20 protein-coding genes are annotated in these 23,737 nt (G+C 54.2%); 5 read left to right on the plus strand and 15 right to left on the minus strand.

Features of this window, described 5'->3' with window-relative positions; translation table 11 throughout:
* Positions 1 to 75 precede the first annotated feature (75 nt).
* Complete coding sequence (locus CAFE_RS09630) at positions 76 to 564, plus strand: ribonuclease H-like YkuK family protein (RefSeq protein ID WP_066649708.1); 489 nt, start codon at positions 76 to 78, stop codon at positions 562 to 564.
* A gap of 212 nt (positions 565 to 776) precedes the next feature.
* Here the strand turns inward: CAFE_RS09630 and CAFE_RS09635 are convergent, their stop codons facing one another.
* The 10 genes from CAFE_RS09635 to nifH form a co-directional block, all read right to left on the minus strand.
* Positions 777 to 1,610: a beta/alpha barrel domain-containing protein gene (locus tag CAFE_RS09635; protein WP_330593921.1), complete on the minus strand. Its 834-nt coding sequence runs from the start codon at positions 1,608 to 1,610 to the stop codon at positions 777 to 779.
* Positions 1,585 to 2,583 carry a homocitrate synthase/isopropylmalate synthase family protein gene (locus tag CAFE_RS09640; RefSeq protein ID WP_156990529.1) on the minus strand — a complete coding sequence of 333 codons (999 nt, stop codon included), beginning with the start codon at positions 2,581 to 2,583 and terminating at the stop codon, positions 1,585 to 1,587. The genes CAFE_RS09635 and CAFE_RS09640 overlap by 26 nt, the downstream gene beginning before the upstream one ends.
* Before the next feature lie 40 nt (positions 2,584 to 2,623).
* Positions 2,624 to 2,932, minus strand: coding sequence for a 2Fe-2S ferredoxin (locus tag CAFE_RS09645; protein ID WP_156990530.1), 309 nt, complete (start codon positions 2,930 to 2,932; stop codon positions 2,624 to 2,626).
* Positions 2,929 to 5,367, minus strand: coding sequence for a nitrogenase component 1 (locus CAFE_RS09650; protein WP_156990531.1), 2,439 nt, complete (start codon positions 5,365 to 5,367; stop codon positions 2,929 to 2,931). Before CAFE_RS09650 ends, CAFE_RS09645 begins: the two co-directional genes overlap by 4 nt.
* A gap of 28 nt (positions 5,368 to 5,395) precedes the next feature.
* On the minus strand, positions 5,396 to 6,745 hold the full coding sequence (gene nifE, locus CAFE_RS09655; RefSeq protein ID WP_156990532.1) for a nitrogenase iron-molybdenum cofactor biosynthesis protein NifE: 1,350 nt from the start codon (positions 6,743 to 6,745) through the stop codon (positions 5,396 to 5,398).
* Positions 6,746 to 6,825: 80 nt separating this feature from the next.
* A complete protein-coding gene (locus CAFE_RS09660; protein WP_066649717.1) occupies positions 6,826 to 8,190 on the minus strand; it encodes a nitrogenase component 1 in 1,365 nt (454 codons plus the stop codon).
* Positions 8,183 to 9,799 carry a nitrogenase component I subunit alpha gene (locus tag CAFE_RS09665; RefSeq protein WP_156990533.1) on the minus strand — a complete coding sequence of 539 codons (1,617 nt, stop codon included), beginning with the start codon at positions 9,797 to 9,799 and terminating at the stop codon, positions 8,183 to 8,185. Before CAFE_RS09665 ends, CAFE_RS09660 begins: the two co-directional genes overlap by 8 nt.
* Before the next feature lie 43 nt (positions 9,800 to 9,842).
* Positions 9,843 to 10,232 (minus strand): P-II family nitrogen regulator, encoded by a 390-nt coding sequence (locus CAFE_RS09670; protein ID WP_066649721.1) that lies wholly within the window; start codon positions 10,230 to 10,232, stop codon positions 9,843 to 9,845.
* A gap of 14 nt (positions 10,233 to 10,246) precedes the next feature.
* Positions 10,247 to 10,573: a P-II family nitrogen regulator gene (locus CAFE_RS09675; protein ID WP_066649723.1), complete on the minus strand. Its 327-nt coding sequence runs from the start codon at positions 10,571 to 10,573 to the stop codon at positions 10,247 to 10,249.
* A 33-nt stretch (positions 10,574 to 10,606) separates the two neighbouring features.
* A complete protein-coding gene (gene nifH / locus CAFE_RS09680) occupies positions 10,607 to 11,431 on the minus strand; it encodes a nitrogenase iron protein (RefSeq protein ID WP_066649726.1) in 825 nt (274 codons plus the stop codon).
* A gap of 355 nt (positions 11,432 to 11,786) precedes the next feature.
* On the opposite strand from nifH, the gene CAFE_RS09685 reads away from it, so the two are divergent.
* The 4 genes from CAFE_RS09685 (at position 11,787) to CAFE_RS09700 (ending at position 13,744) form a co-directional block, all read left to right on the plus strand.
* Complete coding sequence (locus CAFE_RS09685) at positions 11,787 to 12,116, plus strand: hypothetical protein (RefSeq protein ID WP_156990534.1); 330 nt, start codon at positions 11,787 to 11,789, stop codon at positions 12,114 to 12,116.
* Positions 12,073 to 13,017: a hypothetical protein gene (locus CAFE_RS09690; RefSeq protein ID WP_066649732.1), complete on the plus strand. Its 945-nt coding sequence runs from the start codon at positions 12,073 to 12,075 to the stop codon at positions 13,015 to 13,017. Before CAFE_RS09685 ends, CAFE_RS09690 begins: the two co-directional genes overlap by 44 nt.
* 175 nt (positions 13,018 to 13,192) lie before the next feature.
* Positions 13,193 to 13,537 (plus strand): phenylpyruvate tautomerase MIF-related protein, encoded by a 345-nt coding sequence (locus CAFE_RS09695; RefSeq protein WP_066649735.1) that lies wholly within the window; start codon positions 13,193 to 13,195, stop codon positions 13,535 to 13,537.
* Positions 13,538 to 13,564: 27 nt separating this feature from the next.
* Entirely contained in the window at positions 13,565 to 13,744 is a 180-nt protein-coding gene (locus CAFE_RS09700; protein WP_066649737.1) for a YjfB family protein, read from the plus strand.
* A 97-nt stretch (positions 13,745 to 13,841) separates the two neighbouring features.
* Here the strand turns inward: CAFE_RS09700 and CAFE_RS09705 are convergent, their stop codons facing one another.
* From CAFE_RS09705 to CAFE_RS09725, 5 genes are all read right to left on the minus strand, one after another.
* The gene (locus tag CAFE_RS09705) at positions 13,842 to 14,885 is read right to left on the minus strand and encodes a zinc-binding alcohol dehydrogenase family protein (protein ID WP_156990535.1); all 1,044 of its coding nucleotides are present in this window, start codon (positions 14,883 to 14,885) and stop codon (positions 13,842 to 13,844) included.
* Positions 14,886 to 15,204: 319 nt separating this feature from the next.
* Positions 15,205 to 16,416 carry a YibE/F family protein gene (locus CAFE_RS09710; protein WP_156990536.1) on the minus strand — a complete coding sequence of 404 codons (1,212 nt, stop codon included), beginning with the start codon at positions 16,414 to 16,416 and terminating at the stop codon, positions 15,205 to 15,207.
* A gap of 104 nt (positions 16,417 to 16,520) precedes the next feature.
* Positions 16,521 to 22,262, minus strand: coding sequence for a CehA/McbA family metallohydrolase (locus CAFE_RS09715; protein ID WP_156990537.1), 5,742 nt, complete (start codon positions 22,260 to 22,262; stop codon positions 16,521 to 16,523).
* A 303-nt stretch (positions 22,263 to 22,565) separates the two neighbouring features.
* Positions 22,566 to 23,354, minus strand: a complete 789-nt coding sequence (locus CAFE_RS09720; RefSeq protein WP_156990538.1) for an alpha/beta hydrolase — start codon at positions 23,352 to 23,354, stop codon at positions 22,566 to 22,568.
* Positions 23,355 to 23,382: 28 nt separating this feature from the next.
* Positions 23,383 to 23,736, minus strand: coding sequence for a VOC family protein (locus CAFE_RS09725; RefSeq protein WP_156990539.1), 354 nt, complete (start codon positions 23,734 to 23,736; stop codon positions 23,383 to 23,385).
* Position 23,737 lies beyond the last annotated feature (1 nt).

The raw sequence follows: 23,737 nt of genomic DNA on the forward strand, positions 1-23,737 counted from the left end.
AAAGCCCGTGCCGGAAGGCGGAATGCACTTGACGGGATTCAGATTTTATATTTCATGACAGAAAGGAATAACGCGATGATCAGTCCAACCTACGGGAAATGCAGCGACGAGCAAATGATCAATATCATAGCAAATTACATCCGGACGAACAGCAAAACATCCGAGGGATTTAACCTGACTGTAGGAACGGACAGCCAGAATTTTTCCGATACCAAGATAGTGGTTGTAGTCGCCGTTCAGAATATCGGTCATGGCGGAATCTTTTTCTACGATGTTTTCAGAATCAACAAGATCGACAACATCAGGCAAAAGCTTCTTTACGAAACCAATATGAGCCTGATGTATGCGGACAGGGTGCTGTCGAGATTTGAAGACCTTTGTCAAAAAATGAATTTGGATTCGAGTAAAATTAATATTTGTATTCACGTTGACGCAGGTTCCAATGGAAAGACCGGTAAATTGATTCCGGAGCTTGTCGCATGGGTCAGGGCCTGCGGCTATGAATGCAAGGTCAAGCCGGACTCTTTTGCGGCAAGCAGTATAGCGGACAGATTCAGCAAATAGATCATATCACATTCCTTGTTTCCCCGGATCTCGTTGGCTTTATCGGTCCTTTCCGATGGGATCCGGCAGTGCGCCCGGAAGCCGGCATAGCGCAGATTACAGCCGGTCAGAAGCGCCGCGGCCAGAGTTTTCGAATTTCGGAAGAGGCCGCTTTCCCGCTGCGCCCGCTGGAAGCAAATAGGATCGCCGCGCAGAAAACGAACAGAAATTTTCTAATTCCACATTTCATAAGAACCGTTCCTTTGCTTTTTCAGTAGAACTTCGCTGGCTTTTCGCTCAACCTCCCTGGCCTCGCCGCGGTTGGGCCGAATGGAAAAAGCAGGTTCGCAGACGCGGACAAACTGCGACATGTTGCAGTTTCCAGCCCGTTCGCCGATGCCGAAAATGGTTGTGTCAATATAAAGAGCCCCCGCTTTTGCGGCGGCAAGGGAGTTTGCAACGGACATGCCCAAATCGTTGTGAGCGTGGATCTCAACCTCCATGCCGGTATACTGAATCAATTCCTGAATAGCCTGAAACGCACGGGAGGGGCTCAGTACCCCGACCGTATCGGCGAAGCGGACGCGCTTGATTCCTTTTTGCCGCAGCTCGTTTGACAGCGTAATCAGGAAGGTCGGGTCCGCCCGGGACGCATCCTCAAAGCCGACCGTCACCTCGGCGCCCCCGGAAAGGGCGAGCTCGACGCAGGACAGCATTGTTTTAAGAAGCCAGCTTTTATTACGCCGCAGCTTGGAATAGATTTGAACATAGGAAACGGGTACGCCGATATGGATGATATCCGGTCCGCACGAGGATGCGGCTTTGATTTCATCGGCATTCATGCGGCTCCACACGGAAATTCTGGAATTGCGCTTTCTATGGACGATTTCCCGTATGGTATCCTGCTCATAGGACCCCATCGCGGGGATTCCCGCTTCAATCTGGTCGATTCCGGCGTCGTCCAGCATGGCAGCGATTCTGACTTTCTGCTCCGTTGTCATGGCGAAGCCGGGGCTTTGCTCACCGTCGCGCAGGGTGGTGTCAACCAGCTTCTTTTTTGGTTTCACCGCATTCACCCCCTTCCCGGGTATTCGTTTTTATCAGTTCAAGAAATTCACCGTCCGTCAGGCTTCTCCGCTTGGCGACGCTGACCCGGCGAACCAACTGCACAATTTGAGAAATCTCATCGGAATAAGCCGCGAGTCCCATTTCCCGCATTTTCAGCGCGACGGAGGCTTTTCCTGAATGCTTGCCGATGACAAGCCTTCGCTGCGCACCGACCAGCTCCGGTTTGTAGGGCTCGTAAATTCTTGGGTTTTTCGCGACTCCGTCCGCATGAATCCCGGCTTCCACATAAAAAATTTCTTCGCCGATTACCGGCTTGTGCCTTGGAACCGGAATTCCGGTGATTTCTTCCAACAGCCGGCTTGCGCGCGGCATCGCGGAATAATCCTGAGTCGGCTTATACCGGGCGAGCAGGCGAAGGGCAAGAAAAACTTCCTCCGTCGGGGCGAATCCGCCGATGCCGTTAAAACCGGTGACCACGTTCCGCTCCCCGAACAGAATCCATTCCACCGCGGCGGCCGTCGCACAGGCATAGCCGTTTTCCGGGCAGAACTCGATTTTTCCGGAGAGGTTTTTTACAATCTGCCGGTACGCCATGTCTGCGTTGTGGCACATTAAATCGTCCAGACCGGTTACGCGCACATAGGGCAGAACACGGCACTGCCGGAGAAAAGGGATTTCACTGATTCCGTTAATATGTACCTCGCGGATCACATCCGGTCTGACGGCGCCGCCGTTTATCCGGCACACGTAGAATCCGATTTCCGGAATTCTGGGAACCTCCGACAGATCGTCTAATTTGAGAATGTATTTTCCGCCGCGCGGCAGTGCTCCGATTTTTCGGTATGCGTTTTCTGAGAGTTCGATATAATCCGTTCCCAGTTCCAATAGAAGCTCACAAAGCTCGCCGAGCTGACCTGGCGACGCCTGATAGCAATCCAGACAACTCAAAGTTTTGTCCGTTACTCGAATCATTCCCAAATCCCTCCTGTTCCAAAACGGGGAAACGTCCCCGTCAGATCATCAGCGACTGAACGGGTTCATCCCCCTCGATGTGCTGTTCCATAATGGTCTCGACGTCTTCTGGGGTTACGTTGCCGTACCACACGCCCTCCGGATACACCACGACGACCGGGCCTTTCTCACAAAGCCCGAAGCAGCCTGTGTTTGTCACCGTCACTTCGCCCTCCAGTGCGCGCTCCTCAATTTCCTCCTGAAACCGCCGGGCGACGGCGGCGGAGTCTTTTGTGCAGCAGAATCCCCTCTGCGTTCCGTTGATCCGGCTGCTTGTGCAGACGAAAATATGATGCTTCGGCCGATTCATGTTTCAATCCCTCCTGTCATCTGCTTTGCCCCGTTTTTGACCGCGTGTTCCATCTTGTCGTAAGTCGTGAACAGCCTGATGCCGTGCCCGCTCAACTTCTGCTCCGGTATGGCGTCAGCCTCGCATGTGGGCTCCGGTTTGCCGTCCCGCGCCGCAACGGCAAACCGGAGCGGAGCTTCTGACTTTTGCTGAGGTTTTTCCCGGAATTCAATGGAACGGTCGTTGTCGAGCGTCCCGATTGCGTCGGCGCGGCAGTGACGGCAATGAAGCATTTGGGGCAGAATTTTTCCGCATTCCCGCCGGAGGTCCGCCAGCTTTCGGTTTGGGACGGGAGAAAGATGCTCAAACGCGCTGCCTTTGACCGGAACAAGCTGCATGATGTTGGTCAGCTTGGCGCCAAGCTGTTTTACCGTTCTCACGACTTCTGCAATTTCATTTTCGTTGATGCCGCTGAGCAGAACGATGTTTATCTTGCAGACGACTCCGAGCGAGCAGAGAAGCTTCAGCCCGGAAAGCTGGTTCGCGAGAAGGATGGAAGCCCCTTCCTCGCCGTAATACCGTTTTCCCATAAAATCGATATGGGAGTAAATCTTTGCCCCGGTCTCAGGACTTACGGTGTTCAGGGTGACGGTCACATGCGTTACGCCGAGCCGGACCAGCTCCTGCGCGTAAAGCGGAAGCATCAGGCCGTTTGTCGACAGGCAGAAGGTGACGTCCGGGTCATACGCGCGGATCAGGCGAAGCGTTTCCGAGGTTTCGGGAAAGTTCGCGAGCGCGTCTCCCGGCCCTGCGATGCCGGCCACGGTCAGGTTCGGAATTTTTTCCTTGACGCGCTTGTATTTTTCCAGTGCTTCCTCCGGGGTCAGAATGCCCGATGTGACGCCGGGCCGGCTTTCGTTGGGGCAGTCGAATTTTCTCACGCAGTAGCCGCACTGAATATTGCATTCCGGCGCGACGGGAAGGTGCATTCTGGCATATTTCCCCTCGGCGCAGGTAAAGCATGGGTGTTTTGCCGTTCGAAGAGCAAGGCTTTCGGCGGTTTCATCGGGGGGCGAAGTCTCTTTCGCACCCCGATAATATTTTTCATACTGTTCGCCGCGAAAACGTGAGTTCCGTTTGGACAGCAGCGTGTTTGTCATGCGGTCCAGCAGCTGAAGCGACCCTTCGTACCCCAGCATCCGCAGGCGCTGCCCGCCGACGTGGTCGTGAACCGGGAAACTGTGGCGCACCAGGTCAAGCCCCAGGTTGGCGGCGGCCCGACGCGCGTCGGAGCTGCCGATGATCAGATTGGCGCCGTTTTCCCTCGCGGCGTGTTCAATTTCATCAAAATCCGCGTCGTTTAAGACGGAGAACCGTTTCACAAGCTGAACGGAGGCGGCTTTTTCGATTTGCGGATGTATGCTTTCTTCCCAGCCCTTGCAGTCCGAGCCCGTTGCCGCAACGACCGGCACCGCGCCGTTTTCACAGCAGAGGCCGACGACCGACCGGACGAAATCCGGTTCCCCGCAGATTACGGGGCGGGCGAGCGCGTTGTATTTATGGGAGTCGATCATCGCGTCGAGGTATCGTTCGCGCTCTTTCCTCAGTCCTTCCGAAACCGTTCCGCCCAGCTTTTTCAGTTCACGGATGAGCGCATCCGTGGCGGCAAGCCCGCAGGGCAGGGGAAGGCGGAGAAACGGGACTCCGTATTTTTCATTCAGGACCCGAGCCGGAGACGTGTCCTTGTTCTGAAACGCCGAGAGCTCCAGAGTCATCCGCGCGCCGCCCATTAGCCCAATTTCCGAAATCGGCGTGCCGCCCATCGGAAGGCGGCTGTAGGAATCACCGTGGCCGCCGTCAAGATTTTCAGAAAGGTCGGGAAGAAGAATCGCCTCGACGCCCATCCCTTCCAAAAGCGATTTCAGCCAGCGCGTATCCGCCGGAGAGATCATTCCCGTGATGACGTTCACTTTCCCGTTCGGACGAGTGTCCATCTCGACTTGGGAGACAACGGCCCGCAGAGTTCTGAAAAAACCCTCGTACTGAGTCCCGGAGTAACCGGCGGACGGGACCGTGATCAGCGCTGCGTCAAGCTCAGGGTGTTTCTGCCGAAAGGTTTCAACAATGGCGGGTACATCTTCGCCGATTGTCTCCGCAAGACAGGAGGTCGCAACGCCGATGACCTCCGGGTGGTAAAGCTGAATCAGATTTTCAAGCCCGCGAATCAGATTGTCCGCTCCGCCGAACACGGTCCCCTGCTCGGTCAGCGAAGAAGAGGCGATATCCACCGGCTCATTGTAATGCGTCGCCATGTGGCGGCGGATATAAGTACTGCATCCCTGCGACCCGTGCAGGATGGTCATGCAGCCGCGAATGCCGAAAAAAGCGGTGAGGGAGCCCATCGGCATGCACATTTTGCAGGGGTTTACGTTGAGCTGAACCAGATTTGCCCCCATAAGCGTAACTCCTTTCTGTTTTCCATGATTATATCGTCCGGGAGGAAACTGCCTGCCACACGGGACTGTTCACGGACAGATTGATTTCCTGTGCAAAGTTTACAACGCCCTCGTACCCCGCGAGCGCGTGCTTGCGCTCATGGTTATGGTCGCAGAATGCGATTCCCAGCTTGTAGGCGAGCGGCCGTTCTTTTACGCCGCCGACCAGAAGGTCCGCGTGCGTTTTGCGGATGAAGGCTTCCAGCTCCGCCGGGTTTGTGTCGTCCAGAATCACCGTGCCCGGATTTACCAGACTCTGAATGGTTTCATAATCCTCCGGCTTGCCGGTCTGCGTTCCGACAACCACGGTTTCAACGCCCATCTCGCGGAACTGACGAATCAGCGAAATCGCTTTGAATCCGCCGCCCACATAGATGGCGGCGCGTTTTCCGCGCAGCTTTTCACAGTACGGCGCGATGGCGGCTCTGACTTTTGCGCTCTGCTCTTTGGTGAACGCCTCCGCGCGTGCTGTGGTTTCTTTATCTCCCAGCGCCTTCGCGGCCTGAAGCAGGGAATTCGTGGTGTCCTCTATTCCGAAAAAGCTGACTTTCAAAAAAGGGATTTCCATCTTTTCCTCCATCCTTTGCGCAAGGTACAGGGAGGACCCGGCACACTGTACAAGGTTCAGTCTGGCGGAAGGCGCGCGGATCAGCGTTTCGTAATTTGCGTCCCCCGTCATGGTGGAAATGACCGGAACGCCTATTTCCCTGAAATAATTTTGAATGATCCAGATTTCGCCCGCCAGATTAAAATCCCCAAGGATATTGATTCCGTTTTGCTTCGGCTGGTTTTCATGCGGCGCAAGCAGCTGCAAGATGGCGTTGCATGCCAGTTTGTAACCCTGCGACTTGGTCCCGGAAAACCCCGGCGCCTTTACGGGGATGACGCGGTTGTGATAGGTTTTTTCCGCCTGACGGCAGACCGCTTCCACGTCGTCACCGATGACGCCGACAATGCAGGTCGCATAGACAAAAATGAGCTTGGGCGCGTATTTTTCCATGATTTCATCGATGGCGGCCTTTAACTTTTCGGCGCCGCCGAACACGATATCCTTTTCCCGAAGGTCGGTGGAAAAGCTGTTGCGGAACAGGGTCGAACCGCTGGTCAGACTGCCGCGGATATCCCAGGTGTAGCTCGCACAGCCGATCGGTCCATGAACAATATGGAATGCGTCCGTGATTGGGTTAAGCACTACGCGGGCGCCGCAGTATACGCAGGCACGCTGGCTCACCGCGCCGGCTACGCTTGCCCGGTCGCATGTGATCGGCGCCCGGCTGCCCTTTCTGTTTTTCAGCAGGATGGAGCTTTTGCGCTCCTCCAGAATTCCGGTTGTCTGCAATCGATCGCCTCCAAAAATACAGAAATACCGCAAAGGTACTCGCACCTTTGCGGTATTCACAGAAAATAGTAGGATGATTCCTACATAACCATTTCAAAATCTTCATCCGCGCAGTCGCGGTCCCTGCGGTCCATCATTGCGTTTGCGATTTTTTCTACCAGACGCATCACGCCGCGGTATCCCACCAGAGGCTGATAGATATGTCCGTAGCGGTCCAGAATCGGGAACCCGGCGCGCACGATTGGAATATCCTCCGCGCGGGCGATGTATTTTCCGTGCGAACCGCCGATCAGAAGATCCACCGGGTCGTTCTTGATCCACTGGTGCAGCTCGAAAAGGTCGGCCGCGGCTTTTGCCGTGCAGCCCTCCGTCCCGAATTGGGTGAACAGGGCGTTTGCCTTTGTGACGAACGCTTCGCCGGGTGTTCCGGTAATGACATACTTGGGGATCATCCCCATTTCAAGCGTCAGACTTGTCAGCCCCAGCACGGTATCCGGATCGCCGTAAATTGCGGCGGATTTCCCGTAATAATACGGGTGGGCATCCATCATCAGGTCGATTGCCTGCCCGCGTTCCTCCTCCAGCGCGTATGGAACCTCCCCGCGAATATGCCGGGAAAGCGCCATGACGAAGGAGTCGGTCGCTCCGATGCCCATCGGGTAGGGGAGCAGCGTGTGCGGAACCTTGCATTTTCGCTCCAGGTCGGCGGCGGGCTGGGCGCTTGTCAGCTCACCCAGAGCGAAAACTCTGTCGCAGTCCCCGAGAGCGGCGATCTCCTCGATTTTTGTTCCGCCCCGCGGATACATTTCATAGGAGCCGGTCATCGGGGAATCCATAACGCCGCTGGTGTCGGGGAACAGAATGCAGTCCGCCCGCATCAGACCGGCGATTCGCTTCAGCTCGCGCATATCCCCGGGGTTCACAAAACCCGGAAAGATTGCTGCTTTTCCGTTTGATTTTCCCGTTGAATGCGCCAGATAGCTGATAAACCCGCTCATCATGTTGGAAAACCCGGTGACATGGGAGCCGACGTAGCTCGGAGTGTTGGCATGGACAATGAATTTTCCTTCGGGAATCTCCATCTCCTGAAGATAGGATTTGACGTCGTCGCCGATGGTTTCACTCAGACAGGTGGTATGTACGGCGATAATGTCCGGATCGTAGATGTCGAAGATGTTTTTGACGGCGGTCTTCAGATTGCTGTTGCCGCCGAACACGCAGGCGCCCTCTGTAAACGAGCTGCTGGAGGCGATGGCCGGCTCCTTGAAGTGGCGGGAGAGATAGGTCCGGTGATAGGAGCAGCATCCCTGGGAACCGTGGCTGTGCGGCATACAGCCGTGAACGCCGAGCGCGCAGTACATGGCGCCGACCGGCTGACAGACTTTGCACGGATTGATCCGGAGTGCGGTCCGTTCGTTCATTTCTTTCGGCGTCATGTTAAGCATTTTTCTTTCCCTGCCTCTCTTCCTCCGGATGCGTCAGCCTTCCGGTAAGGGTCGGTTCCGTTTTCCAGGGGGGTGTCACGTAGCCCCACACGGGGACGTTCAGGCCCATAGAGATATCCCTGGCGAAATTTACGGCTCCGCGGAATCCCGCATAAGGCCCGCTGTAATCGTAGGAATGCATCTGGCGGGAAACGACGCCCGCCTTTTGCAGGATATATTTGTCCTTGATACCTGAAAAGAAGAAATCCGGTTTGAACAGACGCAGCAGCTCCAGAGTTTCGAAATGGTTGAAATCGTCGATTACCATATTGCCGTCGTTCATCTCATGAATCATTCCGCCGTAATCCGCGAGCGGAATTTCCTGCTTCAGATCTTCGAACCGCTCTTTGGAAACAATCATCCGGTAATGCTTTTCGTCCGGCTGCATGTGGAGCTGTTCAATGTTTTTGCTGTCCGCGTCCTCTTTGATGTTGGGCAGGATACCTCGCCCTTCATAATCGTCGCGGTGCGCGAACTCATATCCGGCAATCACCGTGTGAACGCCGAAATCGGCCAGCAGGTTCTGGTAATGATGCGACCGCGAACCGCCGACAAAAATTCCGGCCGTTTTTCCTTTCAGCTTTTCGCGGTAATAATCGATGTCGTCCTGGATCTCGGAAAGCTCGTCGGCAATCACCGCCTCGGTACGGGCCGTCAGGTCCGGATCTCCGAAGTACTTTGCCATGTCCCGCAGGGATTTGCATACGGCCCCAAGACCGATGAAATTGATCTTGATCCAGTCGATATTGTATTTATCCTTCATCATTTCCGCGATGTAATTGATCGACCGGTGGCATTGAACCAGATTCAAACTGGCGGTGTGGGCATTTTTCATCGTTTCATAGCTGCCGTTGCCGGTGAACGTCGCGACGATGTCGTAACCGATCCGCTTGAGAATGCGGGCGATCTCCCATTCGTCCCCGCCGATATTGTATTCGCCCAGAATATTGACGGAAAACCGCTTGGCGGGGGGTGCGTCGCCCGACCCAACGATATATTTCATCAGGCCGTTGTTTGCGATGTGATGCCCGGCGGACTGGCTGACGCCTTTATACCCTTCGCAGCTGAACGCTAGGCATTTAATGGAAAATTCCTGCTGCGCCCAATCCGCCACAGCCTGAATATCGTCGCCGATCAGGCCGACCGGACAGGTGGAGCAGATCATGACGCATTTCGGGTGAAAGATGCCGACGGCTTCGCGGATCGCCTGCTTCAGCTTTTTTTCCCCGCCGAACACGATATCCGGTTCCTGCAGGTCGGTTGACAGACAGTACTCCAGAAAATTTCTTCCGTCAACGGGCGTAGCCTTGTTGCGGCGGGTTCCCCAGCTGTAAAAACCGCATCCGATGGGGCCGTGCGTGATGATGGCCACGTCCTTGAGCGGGCCGAGCACCACGCCCTTGCACCCTGCGTAACAGCATCCGCGGTTTGTCATGATTCCCGGGACCGAGCGGGAATTTGCCGCGATGCTCTGATTGCTGGGGGCGTTTTCCACCTGTACGACATGTTCTTTTCTGTTTTTATAGACTCTGGCCCCGTACTGATCCAAAATCCGAGTTCGTTCTTCCAACGATACCAGTCCTTTCCCGGCCGGCTTTTTCCACCGCGCCCCGTTAAATCAGGCGGTCCGCGGAAAATTCCGCCGTACGCACCTTGTATGTTTCCGCCACCGGAAGCACGAAAATTTTTCCGTCCCCGGGATTTCCCGTCTGATTCGCGCGGATGATTGTATCGACCGCCTTTTTCACCTCGCCGTCGTCGACCACAAGCGTAAAAAGACGTTTCGGAATCAGCCGCGCGCTTTCCGTCAGCGCTTCGCCGTAGGGGGTTGCGGGAATCTGCATTTCACTTTCGACCATCAGTTTCAGCGTGCTCAGGTCAAGACTCCGCTTTCCCCGGCCAAGACATTTCCGGCAGAAAAAGGAAGGAAAACCCGCTTTCGAAAGCGCCTCTTTTGTGGGGCCGATCATGTTGAGCCGGATCAGCGCCATAATCTCTTTCATTCCGACCACCCTCCTTACAGACCGGCCTTTCCGGTGCTGATGGTAAAAGCCTCTTCCACGGGAGAAATAAAGATTCTTCCGTCGCCGAACGTTCCTTTCGTCCCGGTGCGCGCGTTTCGCAGAATGACCTTGACCACATCGTCTTTGTCTTCGTCACGGACGACGGCCAGAAGCATCTCCTTCGGAATTTCGTCATAATGCACGTCTTCCACCGTAATCCCTCTTTGTTTGCCCCTGCCGTAGACATCCATTTTTGTGACGGCCGGAAATCCCGCGGCCATCAATTCGGACAGTACGGTCCCCATTTTCTCCGGTCGGATGATTGCCCTGACTAAAACCATTTCAAAATCCTCCTCTCCGGCTTTTGGCCAGTCTTATGCGATATCCATCATTCCGTGGTCCATTAATATCTGTTCCAGGCGTTCCTGCTTGAGCGGTTTCGGAATGACGAACATATCGTTGCCGTCGATTTTTCTGGCAAGTTCCCGGTAAACGGCAGCCTGGTCGGATTCCGGCGCGTATTCGATCACCGTCTTTTTGTTGATTTCCGCCCGCTGCACCATATTGTCGCGCGGCACGAAATGGATCATCTGCGTGCCAAGCTCTTTGGCAAATGCCTCCACCAGCTCCGCTTCTCCGTCCACTTTGCGGCTGTTGCAGATGATCCCCCCGAGCCGCACGCCGCCGGTGGAGGCATATTTTTGAATCCCTTTCGAAATATTGTTCGCGGCGTAAAGCGCCATCATTTCTCCGCTGGCCACAATATAGATTTCCCGCGCCTTTCCTTCGCGGATCGGCATGGCAAACCCGCCGCACACAACGTCGCCCAGAACGTCGTAAAACACATAGTCGAGATCGGCGGTATAGGCCCCCAGCCGTTCCAGCAGGTTTATTGAGGTGATGATTCCTCTTCCCGCGCACCCGACGCCCGGCTCCGGTCCGCCGGATTCGACACACTTGATTCCGCCGTATCCGGTTTTCATCACATAGCCCAGGTCGATGTCCTCGCCCTCCTCCCGGAGCGTGTCAAGGACGGTTTGCTGAGCCAGCCCCCCGAGAATCAGCCGGGTCGAATCTGCCTTTGGGTCGCAGCCGACGATCATGATGTGTTTTCCCATTTCCGCCAAGCCCGCGTTCAGGTTCTGCGTTGTTGTGGATTTCCCGATTCCGCCTTTTCCGTAAATGGCAACTTGCCGCATTGTGACAGCCTCCTAACTCTTATGTTCGCGTCCGAACTCCGGCCGGCAAAGTGTTCCGGGGCTAAAATTCGGAGTTGATGATTCTGTGACTTGTTGCATAAAAGTATATCGATTTATTCTTTTTTCAGCAATACATCAAATCATAGAGAATGCCTGACAATTTTTCTAGAATTTGGATAATAGTTCTAAACATCGTAATATTTTGCGATATTCCTTGACTATTGGAAGTGAAGGTCCTATTGTTATATTGATTGATATGAATAATCATTTCGAATTATCCAAAGTTATTTGATCTAAAAAGAAATCATGCTGAATAATTTAATAATAAAAACTGCAATTTAAGGAGGCAAATTAGATGGGTTCAATTTCGGTTGATTTGAATGGTACGGGAGAAACCGCGGCAAAGTCTCTATCCTGTCTCCGGGATAAGATTACCGATCTAACGAAAAAGCTGCATGCTGAAATTCTGGTGGAAAAAACGGGGAACAGGCTGTTTTACCGGATCTTTGGCCGGAAAGGATTTCTGATCCTCAAGGCGGGCCGGTTTTCCCCCGGACTGCTGGAACGTATTGCGCTTGAAGCGGAACAGGCGGGACGGGTTACGGTGGAACCGGCAACCTGTGGAGAAGGAGGGACCGAGTATGGAAATCGATACCCGTTACGGTCGTCTGGCCGGCTGCTTTGATGAAGAGTTTTACAGCGGCGGAACATTGAAAAGCTGCAGCTTTGAGTGCGAAAACCACGTGGAAACCGGCTGCGGAACCCTGATTCCGCGCTTTGGCCCGGAAAACGCGAGAAGAAAATACGGAAAGGCGGTCGGGTTTTACCCGGACGGAGCGATCAAGCGGGTCGTTTTGGAGAAGCAGGCCGGAGTCATTTCCCCGATCGGAGAATTTCCGGCCGAGCTGGTCACATTTTATGAGAACGGTTCCGTCTGCCGCGTTTTTCCGCTGAACGGGAAGATTTCAGGATTCTGGTCGGAGGCGGATGAGGAAAAACTAGCGGTACCTCTTCACTTTTCTTTTGATTTCGGGGAATTTTCTGCAAAGATGATCAGTATTCATTTTTATCCGGGAGGCAGTATTCAGAGCATTACGCTGTTTCCCTGTGAAAGGATCACCTTGCAGACGCCTTTAGGAAAGGTGAAAATACGCGGCGGATTTTCTCTGTATGAAGACGGCAGGCTGCAGTCGATGGAGCCGGCGGAACCAACGCCCGTTACCACACCGATCGGTGTCCTGCACGCTTTCGACAGTAATCCGGTTGTTGTGACCGCCGACCGCAATTCCCTCTGTCTGGAACCCGGCGGAAGCGTTGCACGGCTTTCGACGGTAACGGATGAGATCATCGTTCAACTGCCGGATGCACGGCTCGAAAGAGTGCTGCCTTTGAAAAAGACAAATCCGCTTGATGACGAGACAACCGTGACCCTGCCGGTTCAGGTCGAGTTTCAGGACGGGGGTGTTCGGCTGACCTGCGAAAAGGTGCATCGCTATTCTCTTGCGGAATGTGCTTTCACAATCCTGCATGTTCCGTACGTCGCGGGATTTTCGCCATGCTCCGGCTGCAGCGGATGCGGGGGTTAGCTCCTAGCTTCCATGTGCTGACCGGGCTGGCAGATGAACTCGATTCTGTCCAGATCCGTATGCCGGAAAATAAACGGAATTTCAGATACGCGGCGGGAAGATTGCTTGTTGAAAACTTGCCGTATCCTTTTCGGTGTGATACAATAAAGGAAAAAGATGGGAAGTGAATCCAAACATGCCTTGCATCCAGACAAAAGTAAACGTGGGCATTTCACCTGAAAAAGAAGAGACCTTGAAAAAAGAACTGGGAAATGCGATTGCGCTGATTCCCGGAAAATCGGATAGCTGGCTGATGCTGACCTTTGAAGACAACTGCCGCATTGCGTTCCAGGGGAACAGTCAGGAACCAGCCGCTTTCGTCGAAGTAAAGATTTTCGGCAAGGCGCCGGATTCGGCTTATGAGGCTCTGACGGCTGAAATTACAAAAATTCTGGGCAGGGAACTCGGCGTCGGCGCCAAACGCATCTATGTAAAATACGAGGAAGTTCAGCACTGGGGCTGGAACGGCGGTAATTTTTAAATTGTCCCTTAGAAAGGAGAATCGGTTATGGATGTCGGTAGCATCGCAGACGCCAGTATGGCAATGAGCATGGCGAATACCCAACAGGCAGTCGGGACCACCGTACTGAGGAAAACCCTTGACATGGAACAGACGGAGGGAATTTCACTGATTCAGAGCATGCAGGAAAGTGCCCCTTCAAACCACATCCTGGATATGCTGGTCTGAACACAGAGCAGCCGTAAAGGGAATACGCATGCAAAACCGCCGCCCGGGATTTTATCCGGGCGGCGGTTTGCCGCACATGGGGTCTGATGTTATAGTTTCAATGGCTGCTTTCATCGCAAAATTTCAGTAAAACCTTCATCATTTTCCCGGTGTTCCTGTCAAAATCAGAAAACGCGTCGGCAGCTCTGGTAAAGTCGTAAACGTTCGTTATGACCCGTTCGACATTCAATTTTCCGTCGCCGACCGCTCGAATCAGGTGCCGGAAATCATCGTTTCGCGCGTTTCGTGACCCGAAAATATTCAGTTCTTTTTTCTGAATCACGGTAAAATTGAATTCCAGATTCTTTTTGCCGACCCCAATCTGTACGACCCTTCCGCCATAAGCGGCGGCGTCGATGCAGTTTTGAAAGGTAGAGGGCTGTCCCACCGCTTCCACAGTGACGTCGAACCCGTTATGGTTTGTAATGGAGCGAACCTGCTCCTGAAAATGTTCGCTGCTGTCGTTCAGCAAGGTTCCCGCAAAATCGAAATTGGTGCGGACAAACTCAAGTTTAGCCGGATCAATATCACTTAAATACACTTCCGCGCCCATCAGTTGAGCGGACACGGCCGTTAAAACCCCGATTGTCCCGGCGCCGACGACAAGAACTTTATCACCGGATTTCACATCCGCTCTTTTGACACCATGATACCCAATGCTGAACGGTTCGATCAAAGCCAGCTGCCGAGGGGGGATTCCCTCGCCGTCGAACAGCCGGTCGGCAGGCATGGTGAAATATTCCCGGAAGGAACCGTCTCTCTGCACGCCCATCGTTTCGTTGGTTTCACAGCAGTTTACCAATCCTCTTTGGCAGGAATAGCAATGGCCGCAGTGAAAGTAGGGATTCGCCGTTACCACCATTCCCCGCTTCAGCCCCCTTTCGTTTGGGCCGATCTCCACGATTTCCGCAGAGAACTCATGCCCGGGGATGCGGGGATAGGAGGCATAGGCCATGATGCCGCGGTATGTACTTAAATCGCTTCCGCAAATCCCGCCGTAGAGCATCTTTAAGAGAACTTCTCCCTCTTCCGGGCGAAAAGAGGGGAAAGATCCTTCGCCGACTAAAATTTCATACGGCTGCCGTATGGACAAATACTTCAAATACTTTCCTTCCTTTTCGTATCCGAATCGATGAATCTATTGGTATCATAGGTTATATTTTACGAATTGTCAAGGAAACGCTTTGTGACAGATGCACAAATGAGATTCATGACCGGCCATACGTAAATGCACTTTGATCGGCTTAAAAGCCTACTCAAAGCGCATTGTTTCTATACAGGACGATTGCTTTTGCATTTTGCTGCTGAAAAATCCATCCTTTATACGCCGGTTACAGGAAGGTGCCCGCTTCAGAGCGCGGGCCGCGCGGCGGAATACCTTGCCCCGAGAAATTCATCTGACTGCCGCATAAGAAGAGCATTTAATGACGGCCGGCGTCTTTTTTTAAAACAGGACCGGGATTTGCAAGCAGCTCAACGCGGGAGCTGATCAGCGCCACCAGAGGGACCGTCAGAATGATTCCAATACATCCGGCAATGCTTTGAAGCAGTTCCACCCCGATCAAATCGGTGCTGATCAGCTGTGAAAACGGAATGCCGTAAGACCCGATCAGCACCAGCATATTCAGGGAGGAGCCGGTGAATGCGAGAATCAGCGTGTTCGCCATGGTCCCCATCGCATCGCGGCCGATGCTCAGCCCGGAGCGAAACAGCTTCCTTGCCTCCATTTTTGGACTTGCCGCGTGAAGCTCGCTGACCGCCGAGGCAATGGAAATTGCAATATCCATCACGGCGCCCAGCGAGGATACGATGATTCCGGCGACTAAAAGCCCGTCAATCTGAATATTGGATTTCCCGGTTTGCAGCAGGAGCGACTCCGCTTCCTGCATATTGAAACCGTTCATGCCGGCAGCCGCCCCGGCGGCTGCCGAAAACAGGCCGGAAAACGTGACGCCGGCCACCGTGCCCAGCATGGCGGAAACCGCCTTTCCATTCCACCCGGCAAGCAGAAGAAAGCAGACCGGAGAAGTCAGCAAAGCAATCACAACTGCGGCCAGCACGGGGGAAACGGCATTTAAAATCATGGGAATCAGAAGAAAGAAGACGCAGCTCATGGTAAAGAGAAGCCCAAACATGGACCGGATTCCCCTTTTTCCTCCGGCGACGCAGAGCAGCAGGAGGAAAAAAGACGTGATTCCCAGAAGTACGGCGGAGCGGTCGTAGTTGTATACGGAAGCCGCATAGCTGCCGCTTTTCTGGGTATCGATTCGAACAACGATGCGGGAGCCCTGGTGTGCGTAAACATTGTGAAGCGCGCTCAGATAATTGGGCGTTTCCATCACTTCTCCCTTGTGCGGCCCCTGAAGAATCTGAATTTTCAGTTGTTGCTCGCCGACCCGCCGGCCTCCGGAGGCGGGGTCGGTCGAAGTGTTGTCTTCTGAAATTTCCAGCACTTTGGCGGAGACGAAATCCGAATCGCCGCCCTGTCCGGACAGTGTCAGGAGACGGAATCCGCCGAATGCGGCGATCAGCCCCGCCGCAGCGATGAGGAACACCAGAATGACGGCAGCGCGCAGGCATAACGCTTTCTTTGGCTCCCGGATGATAAGGATAGACCGGATGTTCTTTTTCATATTTTCTCTCACTCTTCCGTGCGGAAAAATGGAAACCGCCCGGCTGTGCCCCAGCGGACGGCTTCCTATCGCTTTTTTGACCGGACCGTTTTTTAAATTCCTGATCAACCCTTCACGAAAAGGTAGCACAGCGTGACAGGCTTTTTTCCGTTCAGCGTACTGTACAGGGCGGTGACTTCACCGGGTTTGCCGATGGCCTTCACCGTGACATAACAGACGCCGTTTTTCCGTCTGACCGACGCGGTGAACACGGAGGCGTCGCCCACATTCAAGGCGGGCACCGTGCCGTTCGAAGCGGTTACGGCGAACGTATAGCTTTCGCCCTGCTTCAGGCCCACCGGATAGGTCGTGTCGGTCTGAACCGGATAAGAATGTGCGGCCGCGCCGGGCATCAGAATATATTCGGAGCAGTGAACGATCCGGATCGTGACAGTACCGCTCGCGTCCACCGTGTATTTCCCGTCCGGCAGCGGTTCCAGTATATTCGCCTGAGGATTGAAGTAATACAGGTAGACGGTGGAATTCGGCCGGATTCCCTGCTGGCCCCCGACGTAGAGATGAACATTGGCCGGGGCGGGAAGAAGGCCGTTTTCACCGAATTTCAAAACGACGCCGATCCCGCCGGGTGCGTTGTCGGATATGATCTTTGCCTCTGCCGAACCGGATTCCGCAGGCCCAAGGCTTACGGCAAGGTCAAGGTCCGCAGCGGGAGAAACCGGCGAAGCGCTCAGAGCAGATCCTGTGAAATCCCAGCAATACAGTTCCTTTCCGCCGGCGTCCTCCACAGACAGGACGATGTTTTTCAGGGTGGATTTCGCTTTGCTCAAAACCTCCTTGGGAAGGCAGAGAGACAGCCCGGCGTTTTTACCCGTCACGATTTCGGAAGGAATGCGGATACGGATCCCGACCGTCTTTACGGCGCTGCTGTCGAACTGGGAAACGAGATCTGCCGAAGCCGGCTCAATTCTGATAAGCGCCGGATGCTGCGGCGTTGCGCCGGAGATTTCCGATGTTATGGAAGACGGTACGGTGATGGTGATATCCGCGCGGTTTCCGCTGACGACGGGGGCGGAATCCGGTCTGCCGGTAACCGTCGCGACGGTTTTTCCGCCAACCGTGGAAGTGGCGACCGTCGAATTTGTCGCGGAGGAAATGACGGTACCCTTTTTCGGGGAGGAATCGTCGTCGGAACGGCGATGATGCCCGGAGTCCCCGCCGTCCGTGCCGCCGGCCGGCGTGATTTCATTACGGTCGCGAACTCGCAGGCAGACGCCGTCCGGGTCCATATAAACCAGGCCAACCGCGCTGACGGCGGCGTTTTCTTTGACCAGACCGCTGAGGTCGATATCCGGCGAGATGTAACCGTTGATCAGAATACGGATTTTGCCGGAGCCGGAATTCAGTGTGAAGCTTTGAATCACTCCGCCGAGTTTTTTAAGATCGGAGACTGTCCCGGTCACTTTGACCAGACTGCCTCCGCGTGAGGTGTAATCGGAGGCGTCCGCCACACTGAGGGAAACGGGAGAGACGGGTTTTTCCGCCGTGTCGATCACTTCATAACCTTCGACGCCGCTGCCGATTTTTAATTCCTTGTCGCCCTGATACGAATCGACATGGCCGACGACGCGCAGTTTCTGGCCCACTTTGATTCCGCTGCCGTTCGCGATGGGGTAAATATCGATTCCGCCGGTCGAATCCTGAAGATAGACGGTGTCCGTAAAGGCGTTCGGCGCTTCGCTGCCGGCCGTTACGATCCCCTCCACCGCATAGACGGCTCCGGTTTCGCCGGTGGCCCTTACGCTCGCGATGGAAGTGGTTGGAATGTCGGTCTTAACGGAATCCAGAATGTTCCCGAAGATGGTTTTATTTGCATAATCAAGGTCCTCGTAATTGTCCTTATCCGCTTTTACTTCAAAATCGGAGAGGAATACGGTGCCGGCAATCAAGACTTTGCCGTTCCCGACCGGTTCTTCCGCCAGCGCGCAGACGTTTCCCTTCTTCTTAACCGCGTTGCTTTCGTCATAGACGGCTGTGGGAGAGGAAACGGGGATTCCGGATTCGCAGACGCTGTCCGATGCCCGCGAATTGATGGAATAGGTCGTGTCAAATCCATCAACCAGCCGTGTGGCGCCCTTGCCTGCGTTCACCGTGCAGCCGCTGTAAAAGCTGTATTTCTGGTCGGGAGAAACATCTTTCATGTAGGGGGAATCCGTGTTGTAATTTTGGAAATAAAGGCGATACGGCTGACCGCCGTTTTGATCCTGGTCGACCACTTCGTCGTTGGAAATGGTGCTTGTCGCGCCGATGCCTTTCAGCAGGGAATTCACCTGTGCGGCGGAAGTATACGGATCGTTTGGACTGTCGGAATAATCGGACAGGCCGCAGATCACGGCGGTTCCGCCGTTTTGTACATACTCTTTCACCATCCGGATGAAATCGTCGCTGAAGGTTTGCGGCTGGTAGGCGTCGCCGGCCTTGCTGGTACCGCTGTTTTTGGCCGGGGCGGAGATGACCAGCAACTGCGTGCCTTTCAGCGTTTCCGGGGTAATCCGGTCGGCGACAACTTTAATCTGGGTTCCGTCGTCCGCCGCAATTTTTGTAACATTTCCCATGCTCTGGCTGTAATAGCCGGTGACATAGTCGTTAAAGTGAGTGCCGTCAATGATGACTTTTGTCACGGCGCCCGGGTCAGCCACCTGCATCAGCAAAGCGTTCGTGTAGGTTTTGGAGGTTCCGCCAAGCGTTCCCTTTAATGTGACGTGAATGGTTGTGCTTCCCGCCGATTTTGGCGTATAGCGGAACGAATCGTTCTTTGTCCCAAGGGAATCGAGGGTTGCCCCGCCGTTTAAGCCGCTGCCGCTCACGGCTCGAATCACCTCGTCGCCAATCTTGTACTCCAGCGAATCAATCGTCAGGGGGGAGGTCTCGTTGTTGAAGAGGGATGCCGTAATGTTGACCGGTTCGCCCTTGATCGGCAGGTCGGTGTCCGCCGAAACGGAGGCGATGCCGGCCTTATCGACTTCTCCGGTCCAGACGGGGGCGGTGACGGCGATGTCTTTATCCGCTTCGGTTACGCGCAGATAGTAGTAGGAGTAGTTGTTCGGAATGGAAAAATCAACCGAGGCTTTGCTGGAGCTTATCTCTTTTTCCGCCGCGACACGGCCGCCGTTGACGATGACTTCGACCGTGCCGATGCTCTTGTCGGTCGGGTCGGAAAGGTCCGCGTGTAAGGACAGGCTTTCGCCTTTTTTCACCGAAATTTCGCTGCCCATGACTGCGCTGTCGACGGTGTAATAAATGCTCAGGTCATTGTCCTCCGTCGCGTACACACGGCGGTTGCGCAGCGCGTCGTACAGGTTTTCTTCCGTAAGGCTCTGGGCCAGGATGACGCTGCGGGCCGTATTGGAGTCGCCCCAGTTGCCCTTGTGGTTATCCTGATTGTTGGTCGGAGCCACGTGCCAGCCCTTATCCAACGCGCGGGTGTAGTATTCATAGGAGGGGAAATACCCGACTCCGCGGATCGGCCCCTCGCCGTTGCCGACTTCGATCAAATTGATCAGCTTGTCGAACGTTGGACTGTAGTCGGCAAAATCATAAAAATCACCGAACGTGGTCCCCGGATGGTTAAATTGAGAGATCGAATCCGGTACGGTTGTCAGGGTTTTATAGTACGCGTCCAGGCCGGCAGGGTTGGACGCCGACTGCTTTTTGTTGCAGTAGGTTGGGTTCTGCCGGTCTTCAAAGCCCGGCGTGTCAAAGGTGTTGATGTGGCCGGAACCGTCGCTCCAAGTCATTTCATACCCGTAAATGCCGAGAAAAGTGGAGCCGGGGTCGTCGGCGCTATCCGGGTTTGGAATTTTTTCATCCGTAATCGCCTTCGCGGCGGCATGACCTTCTTTCCAGTTTTCGCTGCCGGAGCCGTCCAGAATCGTGTTTTTGTGCGCCTGGGCTTCGGATGCGGTTTCAAAATAGTTCGAATGATCTGTGACAGCCTCAAAATCCAGGTTTTTAGCTTTAGAAGCATGGTCATAGGCCTGTGTGATACTGCCCACACCGTCCGAAAGCGTCGTATGGGAATGCAGCTGTCCAAAGTAGATGTGATAAGTTCCTGTAAATTTTTCCCGGTAAGTAAAGACGGACTTTTCGCTGTTCTTGAGACCGTCCTTTGCCGCGTACGCCGTCAGGGTGGCCGGCAAAGCTGTCAGCGTAATCGGCGTGTTCGCGTCGTAAAGCAAATAGTTGTCGTCCGCTGCGGCCGGATCCAGCGTATAATAGATTTTCGCGTCTGCGGTCGCGCAGGAAAGCTTGACCGTATCGCCGACCTTGGCGTTTACACTGCTGCCGGGATCCGCGGTTACGGGAGCGGCCTGCGGAGTTTCCGGCGTGGAGTCTTTAACATTGGTGATGCCGTCCGCGCCGAGCAGCTGCAGGGTGTAAGCGCCGCGATAACCTTGGAGGATTCCTGTGAAATCCGCAGTCTGTCCTTTGGAAACCTTGGCCGCAACGGCGGAATAGTCGTCGCCGCGCCTGCTGTCCATTTCTGCGGAAAGTGTTTTTTCGTTCTGAGTTAGTGTGAAATTAGCGTTTTTATAACTGTCTTCCGACAGATCGGAGACAACGGCCCCGGAAATTTTCACCAGCAACCCGCCGGTGGATTCGCCGATGGCTGAAATGGAGACGTCCTTCGGCGCAGGTACTTCCCCGGGCGTCTTCGTGATTTTGACGCCGGTGACTTTCAGCTCGAGATTGTTATTATAAACAGCCGTGTCGCCGGTGGCCTCAACGGTGTCGCCGGGCTGAATCCCTGCGTCCTTTAGAACACTGTCGCCGAACAGCTCAATGCCGCCGGTCGCGTCCTGTATGTACAGCCCCAACGACGAATTGGCATAAGGATGTGTCGCAATGCCGGTCAGGGTAACGGTGTGACCTTCTCCGGCCTTTCTGGCGTCGCCGATCGTGTTGACGACCGCGTTGTCCACTTTGTACGTCCGCGTCTGCGGATGATCTTTGCCTCCGTCCAGCCAGGCGCGGATCGTTGTGGTGTCGTGAATTTGAATCGGATCCCGGTACTTTGTTCCGTCGCCCGGCTCATTGTTTCCGGGATTGAGTTCGTAATAAATCGCGGTGTCGGTCGTTGCGGTAAGCTTCACCGTGGTTCCCCCCGGCACGTAGCCGCTGGAGTCCGGCGCGCTGCTCGGCGTGAACACAACGGTTTCCGTACTGCCGCCGCCTCCTGTTTGGCCGGTGACGATAATGTCGTTGATATAGCAGGTTCCACCGCTTGAAGTCGTGCCGTTATCCGCGGGAGTGAACCGGACCGCGATGGTGCCGTCGGGCAAACTCAATGCGGTGTCCCCGCTGCCGAAAGTAACGGCTTTTACGCCGCCCGAAGTGGCGCTGATGGTGAAATCGCCGTTCGCCACATCGGAAAAGGAATCGCCGTCTTTGGAACTTTGAACTTTCCAATTTGCGGTAACGGTTTTGGACCGCCGAAAGCCGGCCGAGACTGCTATGCGGGTGGAGTCCTTCGTTTCGTCCGGCAGACTGACCTGCCAGTATTTTGTACCGGGCTCACCGTCAAATCCGCTTGCCGCAAGGAAATATTGTGTGCTGGTGCCCCAACTCCCGGCGGCGTTTGTCGATAAAAAACCGGAATCCTTGAAAGCGCCGTCCGTCGCATAAATTTTTGCTTCCGACGGTGCCTCGGAGGGGTTGCTGGAAATATTCCACGATGCCAGAGTCTCTGTTTCCGCTTTTGCCAAAATGCCCGGTGAAACCGATACTGCGCTGAGCACCAGTGCCATGGATAAAAACAGTGACACCGGCTTGCTCCATAATTTTTGCATTCGCTTCCCGTCCTCTCTACCAATAAGAAAATAAGTTTTCGTATTTATTCTATAGAATGAATATTAAAAGGACAGGCAAAAAATGTAAGATCGGTGTAAAACAGCACAGTGATTTCTTCTTTAACGGTTCGTTGCAATCTTTAAAAAGAGCAGCGTCGCGGGAAATCCCTGGCCTGATCTTACAGGATTTTTGGGATTGGCGGGGGAGTGGAAATTCCCGGTAGTATTGCCGAGGCAATATGGTCTGCGGAATCAGAAACACGGCGGGAATCGATTCCCGCCGCGTTAATTGAGCTATGAGTATTATAGTTGGATAAAAGTCTGGTGCATCCATTCGACGCACAGAGAACTCCATGATGCAACGTGAGGATCTGCGAAGCGGCCCTTTTCGGGTTCTTCGACCTCGGGCGTCGCCAGCGAAAGGCCATGCACCCCTTTTGGAAACAGATGAAGTTCGCAGGGAATGTGATGTTCCACAAGGGCGTTAAAAAACAGCATTGAATTCTGAACGGGGACATCTCCGTCCTGAACCGTATGCCAAAGAAAAGTCGGCGGGACGTTGTCAGACACCTGCTTTTCCAATGAGAAAAGGGACTGCTTTTCCTTAGCTTGGAAAAGGCGCTCAAAGCTTTCACGATGAGCGAAGGGGCCGGAAGAAATGACGGGGTATCCCAGAATCAAAGCATTTGGCCTGTGACGCTCCCATAGAGAAGCGTCCGGAAAAATATCTTTATTGTTCCAGAATACCCCAAGGCTGGCCGCCAGATGACCGCCTGCCGAGAAGCCGCAGACCGCGATCCGATGGGGGTCAACATACGGCTCGCCGGAAGATTCTCTGACCTCCTTTACGGCCCAGGACAAGTCCCGCAGCGGCCGCAAGCCAAGGGGAGGATTTTCCACTGTGTATCTGAGTACGAATGCGTGAAACCCGTTTTGACGAAACATTTCGGCAACCGGCCAGCTTTCTCTGGGAGAGAGCCAGGAATACCCGCCGCCGGGGCAGATGACGACGGCGGGCAGAATCCGTTCAGAAGAGGCAGGATAACAGTCCAGTCGGGCGGAGCTGTCGGGACAGCATAAAGTCTGTACCAATGTAATTCCCCATCCTTCAAAAATCAGCTTATTTTTTCAGCAGATGAAATGCAAATCCGGCAATCTCATTTTTTAGATAGATGAGCTTTAATTCTCCGTTTTCTTCGTTGTAGGCTGCCGTGCCGTTGTCAAATTCGATTCCCTTGCCTTCCAGATATTTTTTTGCTGCCGGAACGTCGGTGGTTCCAATCGCGATATGCCCGAGGGTTCCGGCGCCCTTCTTTTTCATAATCTCAATTTTGGAACTGGAAAAAACAGAAATCGGCGTGTCTGTTTCCGAAAAGCCAAACAGGCTGAGTAATAAGTCGGCCGTTTGCTGTGCCTCTGCCGTGTCCTTACAGTTGAGCCCGACATGCATTACCTCAAAACCCAATTCTTTCATG

The sequence above is a fragment of the Caproicibacter fermentans genome (assembly GCF_009746625.1).
In the GTDB taxonomy this organism is placed as follows: Bacteria; Bacillota; Clostridia; order Oscillospirales; family Acutalibacteraceae; genus Caproicibacter; species Caproicibacter fermentans.

Excerpts from the sequence above, each read along its gene's own strand:
- CAFE_RS09630 (WP_066649708.1), top strand. The coding sequence starts at position 76 with ATGATCAGTCCAACCTACGGGAAATGCAGCGACGAGCAAATGATCAAT.
- CAFE_RS09640 (WP_156990529.1), bottom strand. The coding sequence starts at position 2,583 with ATGATTCGAGTAACGGACAAAACTTTGAGTTGTCTGGATTGCTATCAG.
- CAFE_RS09645 (WP_156990530.1), bottom strand. The coding sequence starts at position 2,932 with ATGAATCGGCCGAAGCATCATATTTTCGTCTGCACAAGCAGCCGGATC.
- CAFE_RS09650 (WP_156990531.1), bottom strand. The coding sequence starts at position 5,367 with ATGGGGGCAAATCTGGTTCAGCTCAACGTAAACCCCTGCAAAATGTGC.
- CAFE_RS09660 (WP_066649717.1), bottom strand. The coding sequence starts at position 8,190 with ATGCTTAACATGACGCCGAAAGAAATGAACGAACGGACCGCACTCCGG.
- CAFE_RS09670 (WP_066649721.1), bottom strand. The coding sequence starts at position 10,232 with ATGAAAGAGATTATGGCGCTGATCCGGCTCAACATGATCGGCCCCACA.
- CAFE_RS09675 (WP_066649723.1), bottom strand. The coding sequence starts at position 10,573 with ATGGTTTTAGTCAGGGCAATCATCCGACCGGAGAAAATGGGGACCGTA.
- nifH (WP_066649726.1), bottom strand. The coding sequence starts at position 11,431 with ATGCGGCAAGTTGCCATTTACGGAAAAGGCGGAATCGGGAAATCCACA.
- CAFE_RS09685 (WP_156990534.1), top strand. The coding sequence starts at position 11,787 with ATGGGTTCAATTTCGGTTGATTTGAATGGTACGGGAGAAACCGCGGCA.
- CAFE_RS09690 (WP_066649732.1), top strand. The coding sequence starts at position 12,073 with ATGGAAATCGATACCCGTTACGGTCGTCTGGCCGGCTGCTTTGATGAA.
- CAFE_RS09695 (WP_066649735.1), top strand. The coding sequence starts at position 13,193 with ATGCCTTGCATCCAGACAAAAGTAAACGTGGGCATTTCACCTGAAAAA.
- CAFE_RS09700 (WP_066649737.1), top strand. The coding sequence starts at position 13,565 with ATGGATGTCGGTAGCATCGCAGACGCCAGTATGGCAATGAGCATGGCG.
- CAFE_RS09710 (WP_156990536.1), bottom strand. The coding sequence starts at position 16,416 with ATGAAAAAGAACATCCGGTCTATCCTTATCATCCGGGAGCCAAAGAAA.
- CAFE_RS09715 (WP_156990537.1), bottom strand. The coding sequence starts at position 22,262 with ATGCAAAAATTATGGAGCAAGCCGGTGTCACTGTTTTTATCCATGGCA.
- CAFE_RS09725 (WP_156990539.1), bottom strand. The coding sequence starts at position 23,736 with ATGAAAGAATTGGGTTTTGAGGTAATGCATGTCGGGCTCAACTGTAAG.